Here is a 1,196-nt window from a genome sequence, read left to right on the forward strand (position 1 = left end):
GGAAGGTGCGAATAAGCAGGTCATTTCTTCCCAAGCTGACTCGCTGATTAAAATTTCGCGGATCTGGGCCGATTTTTTTCCCGCAAACACATCGAATCAGCCTATTTAGGCTATTTTTTCCACCATTTCTGGCGTTATTTCCGGTTTTTACTGAGATCTCTCCCACTGACGTATCATTTGGTCCACCCGAAACAGGTTGGCCAGGGTGAATAACATCGCCAGTTGGTTATCGTTTTTCAGCAGCCCCTTGTATCTGGCTTTCACGAAGCCGAACTGCCGCTTGATGATGCGAAACGGGTGCTCCACCCTGGCACGGATGCTGGCTTTCATGTATTCGATGTTGATGGCCGTTTTGTTCTTGCGCGGATGCTGCTTCAAGGTTTTTACCCTGCCGGGACGCTCGGCGATCAGCCAGTCCACATCCACCTCGGCCAGCTCCTCGCGCTGTGGCGCTCCTTGGTAGCCGGCATCGGCTGAGACAAATTGCTCCTCTCCATGAAGCAGATTACCCAGCTGATTGAGGTCATGCTCGTTGGCCGCGGTGGTGACTAGGCTGTGGGTCAGGCCACTCTTGGCATCGACACCAATGTGGGCCTTCATGCCAAAGTGCCACTGATTGCCTTTCTTGGTCTGATGCATCTCCGGATCGCGTTGCTGCTCTTTGTTCTTGGTAGAGCTGGGTGCCTCAATGATGGTGGCATCCACCAAAGTGCCTTGGGTCATCATGACGCCTGCTTCGGCCAGCCAGCGATTGATGGTCTTGAACAATTGACGGGCCAGTTGATGCTGCTCGAGCAGGTGGCGGAAATTCATGATGGTGGTGCGATCCGGCAGGGCGCTATCCAGGGATAATCGGGCAAACAGGCGCATGGAGGCGATTTCGTACAGGGCATCTTCCATGGCACCGTCGCTCAGGTTGTACCAATGCTGCATGCAGTGAATACGCAGCATGGTCTCCAGCGGATAGGGCCGTCGGCCATTGCCCGCCTTGGGATAAAACGGCTCGATGACAGCGGTCATATTCTGCCATGGCAGAATCTGCTCCATGCGGGAGAGGAAAATCTCTTTTCGGGTCTGACGGCGCTTAGTGCTGAATTCACTATCGGCGAAGGTGAGTTGATGGCTCATGATGTCCCTCTGGGATGCGCTCCGGATGAATATGATGATCTCATATCAGGAACTTGTTCGCACCTTCC

Annotated in this window: 1 protein-coding gene; it reads right to left on the bottom strand. The window is 53.8% G+C overall.

The window, feature by feature from the left end:
- Positions 1-147: 147 nt before the first annotated feature.
- Positions 148-1,128, bottom strand: a complete 981-nt coding sequence (locus ABOC97_RS23850) for an IS5-like element ISKpn26 family transposase (protein WP_000019450.1) — start codon at positions 1,126-1,128, stop codon at positions 148-150.
- Positions 1,129-1,196: the final 68 nt, after the last annotated feature.

Origin of the sequence: Kluyvera huaxiensis, assembly GCF_040149365.1 — a bacterium.
In the GTDB taxonomy this organism is placed as follows: Bacteria; Pseudomonadota; Gammaproteobacteria; order Enterobacterales; family Enterobacteriaceae; genus Kluyvera; species Kluyvera intermedia_A.